Source organism: Mycobacterium sp. TH-M106 (assembly GCF_057473765.1).
The window spans coordinates 1-6,874 of sequence record NZ_JBYCLE010000041.1; the positions used below are offsets into that span (position 1 = coordinate 1).

Annotated in this window: 8 protein-coding genes; 6 read left to right on the forward strand and 2 right to left on the reverse strand. The window is 62.8% G+C overall.

Annotation, left to right across the window (positions count from 1 at the left end; translation table 11 throughout):
* Positions 1–148: 148 nt before the first annotated feature.
* The gene (locus tag AC2VOP_RS01485) at positions 149–685 is read left to right on the forward strand and encodes an HD domain-containing protein (RefSeq protein ID WP_486959320.1); all 537 of its coding nucleotides are present in this window, start codon (positions 149–151) and stop codon (positions 683–685) included.
* Positions 686–692: 7 nt separating this feature from the next.
* On the opposite strand, the gene AC2VOP_RS01490 is transcribed toward AC2VOP_RS01485, so the two are convergent.
* Both AC2VOP_RS01490 and AC2VOP_RS01495 read right to left on the reverse strand, forming a co-directional pair.
* The gene (locus AC2VOP_RS01490; RefSeq protein ID WP_486959321.1) at positions 693–1,160 is read right to left on the reverse strand and encodes an NUDIX domain-containing protein; all 468 of its coding nucleotides are present in this window, start codon (positions 1,158–1,160) and stop codon (positions 693–695) included.
* A 32-nt stretch (positions 1,161–1,192) separates the two neighbouring features.
* On the reverse strand, positions 1,193–1,954 hold the full coding sequence (locus tag AC2VOP_RS01495) for a hypothetical protein (RefSeq protein WP_486959322.1): 762 nt from the start codon (positions 1,952–1,954) through the stop codon (positions 1,193–1,195).
* 263 nt (positions 1,955–2,217) lie between these two features.
* Between AC2VOP_RS01495 and AC2VOP_RS01500 the strand changes: the two genes are divergently transcribed.
* From AC2VOP_RS01500 to AC2VOP_RS01520, 5 genes are all read left to right on the forward strand, one after another.
* Entirely contained in the window at positions 2,218–2,562 is a 345-nt protein-coding gene (locus tag AC2VOP_RS01500) for an SCO3933 family regulatory protein (protein ID WP_486959323.1), read from the forward strand.
* Positions 2,563–2,645: 83 nt separating this feature from the next.
* Positions 2,646–4,067 carry an FtsK/SpoIIIE domain-containing protein gene (locus tag AC2VOP_RS01505; protein WP_486959324.1) on the forward strand — a complete coding sequence of 474 codons (1,422 nt, stop codon included), beginning with the start codon at positions 2,646–2,648 and terminating at the stop codon, positions 4,065–4,067.
* Positions 4,064–5,437, forward strand: a complete 1,374-nt coding sequence (locus AC2VOP_RS01510; RefSeq protein WP_486959325.1) for a replication initiator — start codon at positions 4,064–4,066, stop codon at positions 5,435–5,437. Before AC2VOP_RS01505 ends, AC2VOP_RS01510 begins: the two co-directional genes overlap by 4 nt.
* 189 nt (positions 5,438–5,626) lie before the next feature.
* Positions 5,627–5,791: an excisionase family DNA-binding protein gene (locus AC2VOP_RS01515; protein ID WP_486959326.1), complete on the forward strand. Its 165-nt coding sequence runs from the start codon at positions 5,627–5,629 to the stop codon at positions 5,789–5,791.
* Positions 5,791–6,874 (forward strand): tyrosine-type recombinase/integrase (locus tag AC2VOP_RS01520; protein WP_486959327.1); only part of this gene is annotated, 1,084 nt, incomplete at its 3' end. The genes AC2VOP_RS01515 and AC2VOP_RS01520, both read left to right, overlap by 1 nt.

The following is a 6,874-nucleotide window of genomic DNA, read 5'->3' on the forward strand; positions in this document are numbered from 1 at the left end:
AGCCTCGGCATTCCGACGGTCCGGACGGCCAGTGAAGCCTAGTGTCTGGGCGTCGACCGCGGCCCGGAATGTCTTCGGTGATGCGCTGGGTGTGCGCATAGTTTCGGCCGGACGCCTGAAGCACGGCTCGCGGCCGTAGGCTGGAGCCATGGTGGCGTCGCAAGTGAACCGCGCGCGAGTCGCAGCCCAGACACTGCTCGCTGAGGTGCCGGGTCGACTCACGCATGTGAACGGTGTCGCAGCGGCGGCTGAAGTTCTCCGCGGACGTTTCGATGTGGTCTCTGCGAATTGCCTGGTAGCGGCGGCATGGCTGCACGACATCGGCTATGCCGCGTCCATCCAGTTGACGGGCTTTCATCCGGCGGATGGGGCACTCTTCTGCCGTCGCGAAGGGTTCGATGAGCTGGTGGTCTCGCTGGTCGCTTATCATTCTGGCGCGCCGGCCGAAGCGCGGGAGCGCGGGATCGACGCTTTATCCGCCTTCTCCGAACCACCTCAACACCTGCTGGACGCGTTGACGTTCTGCGATTTGACGACCGGACCGGATGGGTTGGCGGTGGCGGCCTCTGACCGCTTGGAGGAAGTGCTGCGGCGCTACGACGCCAATGATCCTGTCCATCGGGCAGTGCACGCTTCCCGCGATGAGCTCTTGGCGACTGTTGAGAGGGTGAACTCCTGGGTCTGACGTCCCGTCATCCGAGGTAGGGGCTCGACCGGTCTTCGAGGTAGTGGTTGATCCGTAGCCGCATCGAGGGGTGCATAGCCACCGTCGCGATGTCGTCGGGGTGTGTCCAGGCGATATCTGTGCTTTCGTGGTCAATCGCCAGCGTTCCACCGATCATACGAGTCGCGAAGCAAAGCGAGAATTGCTGTCGGACTTCGCCATTCGAGAACGCCACAATGTGGGCAGGGTCGGTATAGACGCCGGTCAGGGCAGTGACCTCTACGTCGAGGCCGGTTTCCTCCTTAACTTCGCGAACCGCCGTCTGCTCGATGGTCTCCCCGACGTCGTGTCCGCCACCTGGGAGGGCCCAGAGTTTGTTGTCACTCCGCTTTATCAGCAGGATGCGGCCGTCTTCGTCGGTGACGACCGCGGACGCAGACGGGACGACGCTGTTCGGTTTCGGAGCGTCGGGGTCGTTGTAATAATCGGTTCGCATCGGCGAAATCCCTCCTTCGGGCACGGGTGGCATCAGTTGATCAGCGGCGTGGCGTTCTCCCAGACCCGGTCGAATGCTTGCTCCAACGTGGCCCAGAGTCGGGGCTCATCAGGCCGCGCGAAAACCATGACGGGGTTGTTCCGGCCTGGCGACCCGTAGATGTGATAATTCGCGATCATGCAGTCATCGACCCGGAACATCGAGGTGTAAAGCGTCGTCTGGTGCATCCGGATCTGCAGGCCCGGTGTCGTCGCCCGCGGAGCGAGCAGTTCGGCTGTGGTACGGCACCTCGCGACGACGGCTTCCCCGATGGCCTCTTCTTGGCCGCGCAGAATCATGCTCGCACTTTCTGGGTTGCCGATGAGCATTCGCACGGCGACGCCGCGCTCGGCCGCGTCGATCAGAGTGTCTACAAATCCGTCCACCGTGTCGAACAAGAACGTAGCGGCAAACACCAGTATGTCGACCGTCCGCTGAGCGCAGCCGAAATGCTGCTGCCAAAGATCGGGCGGCACCTGACTGCGAGTTGCATATACCGTCGGCATAAATGGCTTGACCGATGTGGTCGCCGGGCGGGAACCGTCCCAGGCCGGGTATTGCTGCGGCCAGAGATCGTGCGGAGTACAGCCAAGTACGTCGGCAGCCCGACGGGCATTCTCCTCACGAACCCTGTAGTCGACGTCAGCGAGCCAGCGATGCACGGTTTTGACCGAGACTCCCACCCCGTCGGCGAACCGCCGATCGGACAGCCTCTTCCCCCGTAGACGCTCCCTGAGGGACTCGTTAGAAATCATCAACCGAGTACGGCGCGACGTCGCAGCTGTCGCCTTCCCGCGCCTGCTCCTTCCCGCCGGTGCCGCATGTCCCGAATCAGCGTAACCGTTCTGTTGCGCTGATTACCGCGTTGCCGACTCGTCGACCTGTGACATCGCGGTGTCCGAAACGTCCCGGTAATGACCAATATGTCCGCTTATGTCCATAGCGATGTCCGCCTTGTCCCTCTGAACTGGTGCCAGCGCTCGACCGGGCGCTATCGGTATCACGAAGGAGAAAGTCAATGAGATTGCGGATCAACACAACTGGGGTGTCCTTCACCTGCACCCGTGCACCAGAGCAGCGGCTCAACTACGAAACCGGCCAACCTCGGATCGATAAGGCCACAGGACGCAGCCTTTGGCTGGTCCAGGTGATGGCGCTGGACGAGTCGGGCGGCGACGTAATCGCTGTGACCGTTGCCGGTGAACCGAAGGTCTCCGCCGGCCATGCCGTCACCATCGCCGACTTGGTGGCACTGCCGTGGTCGCAGGACGGCCGGTCAGGTATCGCCTACCGCGCTGAGGCGATCACCGAAACCGCCGAGATGTCGTCGGCGAAGAACCCCGGCGGCGCCCCCCGGCCCTAGCGCAATCGGGAGGGGCTGCCCTCGCAAACACCCGTGGGCAGCCCCTACCCGAGTCGAAAGGCTATGTAGGAAAGGACTTCTTGATGTCTCATTCATCCAACGCGAGAGGCAGCAGCGGATCTCAACGAGCCAACGACGAGTGGACCGTCGAACTGATCTGGGGCATGTTCAAGGCGGCGGGTTGGCTGGTGTGGTTGGCGATCCTCTTCCCCGCCATCAGCGTCCCTGCGTTCATCACTTTCTTGATGATGCTGCTGTACGGAATCGGCGCCGGCATGCTTACTGCCGTCGCGCTCGGCGCAGGCTACGGTACGTGGGCCGCACTCGACGCGCAGTCCTTCGAACGCCGGATTGCGCGGCCAGTGCGACAACAGTTTCAAATGTGGTGGCGGTACACCCGCACCTGGGAAAAGGTCTGCGCCCTGCACGGCCTGACCGCAAGTCACCAAGACCGCACTCTCATACCGCGCGTGGGTTCGATCTGGATCGGCAACCACGCCGACGTCATTGATCTTCGCTTGATCACCGGTCAGTCGGTCGATCATTGGCAGAAGCGCACACGCGAACTGGCCGCCACGTGGCGCGCCGAACGCGTGAATGTCCGCGCCACCACACCCGGCGACATTCGCATCACGATCACACACTACGACCCTCTTGCCCAACCGATTCCGCTGCCGCTCCCCGTCGCGACGGCCAACGCCGACTTGACGGCCTTGCCGGTCGGGATCACCGACACCCACCAATGGTGGTGCGTTCCCATACTCGGCCACCACCTGCTGATCGCCGGCGCCACTGGGGCAGGAAAAGGGTCGGTGCTGTGGTCGCTGATCGCAGCCTTGGCGCCCAGCGTCAAAACCGGTGAGGTGCGGCTGTGCGTGATTGACCCGAAAGGAGGCATGGAGCTCGGCGCCGGGGCAGCTCTGTTTAGCGCGTTTTCCCACGACGCCGGCGACACCACTTTGGGCCTCCTCCGGGCGCTGGTAACGGTGATGCAGACCAGGGCTAACCGGCTACGCGGGCACACCCGCCTTCACACCCCGACGGCGCAGGATCCGCTGTACGTGCTGATCATCGACGAAATCGCTGCTCTGACCGCCTACATCACCGACCGCAAGATCCGCACTGAGATCGGGCAACTCCTCGGGCTGTTGCTCTCGCAAGGCCGGGCAGTCGGCATCAGCGTGATCGCCGCAATCCAGGACCCATCCAAGGACACCCTGCCTCTCCGGCAGCTATTCACCGTACGCATCGGTATGCGACTGACCGAGGCGTCCCAAACCGCGATGGTGCTCGGCCAGGCTGCCCGCGGCGCGGGCGCAGAATGTGACCTCATCTCTGACATCACTCCCGGCGTGGGATATGTGATGATCGATGGCACTGCGCAGCCGCGGCGCGTCCGCGCCTTCCACGTCACCGACCGCGACATCGCCGGCCTCACCACCCGGTTCATTCCGCCGATGGGTCACAGAATCAGTGACACCGGATCGGACGGGAGCATTCGGTGAGCGCCCCCGCGCAATTACCGGGACTTCCCGACGGCATCGACCACGGCGCCGTTGTCGCAGAGATGGTCCGGAGGGCTAGGTCGGCGGGATTTAACGCTTGGTGGCAGCGAGTCGAGGCGATCGGCTTCTGCGCCAATCCGATCCAACTCGGCGGCGTCGACGATTCGGGTCAGGAACACCGGGTGTTCACGCGATGCAACAACCGGCGAGCCGTCGTGTGCCCCTCATGCTCGGACCTGTATTCGCGCGACACCTGGCAGCTTATCCACGCTGGCCTGCGCGGTGGACATCACGATATGCCTGCAACTGTGGCCACGCACCCCCAAGTCTTCGCGACCCTGACCGCACCCAGTTTCGGTGCCGTCCACACGGTGCGCAACGGGGGCGGATGTCATCCGCGTAAGGCAACCCAAGGTGACTGCCGACACGGAAAACCAATGTGGTGCAATAGTGCCCATCGAGATACCGACGTTGAGCTCGGACAACCCCTGTGCGACGCATGCTACGACTACCGCGGGCATGTACTGTTCACGTGGCATGCCCCCGAGCTCTGGCGGCGGTTCACGATTCGCGTGCGTCGCGACTTGAAACGCGAACTGCATCGACGCGCAGAGGGACCAGAACACACGCGGATCTCGTTCATGAAAGTTGTTGAGCTACAACGCCGAGCGCTCCCCCACTTCCACGCCGTCATCCGTTTGGACGCCGCATCGGGGCCCGGTCAACCGCCGACAGCGCCCGACACGAGCATCGGTGCGCACGACCTCATTGTCCTCGTTCGCCAAGCGGCGACTGCCACTGTCCTGGCGCTGCCCGGCGACATAACCGTCCGGTTCGGCGAACAAATCAACATCGAGGTCATCGTCAGCGGCGCCAGGAGACAGAGCAACGCCCAACAAATCTCCGGCCGTCAGATCGCCGGTTACCTCGCAAAATACGTGACCAAATCTGTCGCGGACTTCGGTATCGCAATGCGCCGACTTACCCCTGGCGCGATCGAGCAACTTGACGTAACCGAGCACGTACGTGAGATTCTTCGGACGATTGCCGAAATATCGGCAGAACAGCCTTACACGGACATGAACGCATGGCTTCATACCCTCGGATATCGCGGTCATATCGTCAGCAAGTCGCGGCAATTCTCGACGACGATGACCGCGTTGCGCGAACGTCGCACGGAATGGCGAAAATCTCAAACACACGATGCATTGTTGCCAAGTGGCGGCGGACCAACCGGTGAGCCAATCCCTTGGCGTTTTCAGCGCTCGGGACATGTCAGCCTCGGAGATCGAGTCCTTGCAATCTCAGCGTCCGACCGTGCGCGAGACCAGCGAATCGCCGCCCGTCAAGCGGCCAGGGAAGGAGGCTGAAACCATGGCGCACGTTCCCCACCCGTTGCAGGCTGACCCGGCGTCGCCCGCAGCGCTGAGGCGTTGCAGAGGGGCCGACGCCGGCGTACGCGCCGGGTTGCGAGCTTTCAGCTCCCGCGTGTCGGTGTTCAGGCGGATAATGCCTGAAAGCACTTGGCATAGATGATGCTCGAAGACCAGGGAGAACTAATGACCGTTCAGGCCGCTGCCGAACGGCTCGCGGTCAGCCGATGGATGATCTACCGCCTGATCTGGGACCAGCGGGTCAAATCGGTGCAGATCGGGAGGTGCCGCCGAATTGTTCGGCAATCCTTCGATGATTACCTCTCCGCCTTGATTGAGGGAGCCGCGTGATGGGAACGAGAAAGCGTAACCCGAACGGTTCGGGCAGTATCTCCCAACGTGAAGACGGGCGCTACGAGCTCAAAGTGTTCGTCGACACCCCGGACGGCCGACGGAAACGCATCAGCGTCTATGCCTCGACTTGGGAAGCGGCGGATGCTGAACGCACACGCCTAAAGGATCTGCAACGCAAAGGAATTCCGGTCGACAGTACGACATGCACTGTCGAGCAGTACATGCGGTACTGGTTGACGGAGATTGCGCAACCGAGCGTGCGGGAGACGACCTTTTCCTCGTATGAGCTGTTGGTGCGCTTGTATGTCGTACCGGGACTAGGCAAACGGAGGCTGCGTGCGCTGCAAGCGCAGCACATCCGCGCATGGCTGAACGGACTGCGGACAACATGTCAGTGCTGCGCACAGGGGAAGGACGCCGAGCGGGCGATGAAGGGCAATGCGCGGTGCTGCGCGAAGAAACCTGCCGAGTGCTGCGGGCAGGTCGCGGGTACCGGTACCTTGCGTTATTTGCTCCGGCTTGTGCGAGCGGCACTGCAAGACGCCGTTGATGAGGAACTGCTGGCTCGAAATGTTGCTCGACAGGTCAAGATGCCGGCCGGCTCGATCCGTAAGGTGACGCCGTGGTCGGCGGAAGAAGTTCGCAGGTTTCTCGAAACTGCACGGCACGACCGGCTCTATGCGTTGTGGGCCGTCGCGTTGGCCATCGGTCTTAGGCGCGGAGAGGCGCTCGGGCTTCGGTGGGTCGACGTCGACCTCGTCAACGGACGGGTCGTTATCGCGAAGGCGCTTTCACGCGTAGGGACGAACCTGACCTTGCGGGACGTGAAGACCGAATCGTCGGCCGCCTCCGTGCCGTTGCCGGCAGAGCTCGTTGCAATCCTGCGGCGACATCGGCGGGACCAGCTCGGCGATACACAGGTCGCGCGGGCCAACACGCTCGGTCTCGTCTTCACGACGAAAAATGGGACGCCTCTCGAGCCGAGGAACGTCAACCGAGCGTTCGAGACGCTGTGCCGACGGGCCGGCGTGCGGAACATTCGGCTGCACGACCTTCGTCATTCGTGCGCGACGTTGTTGT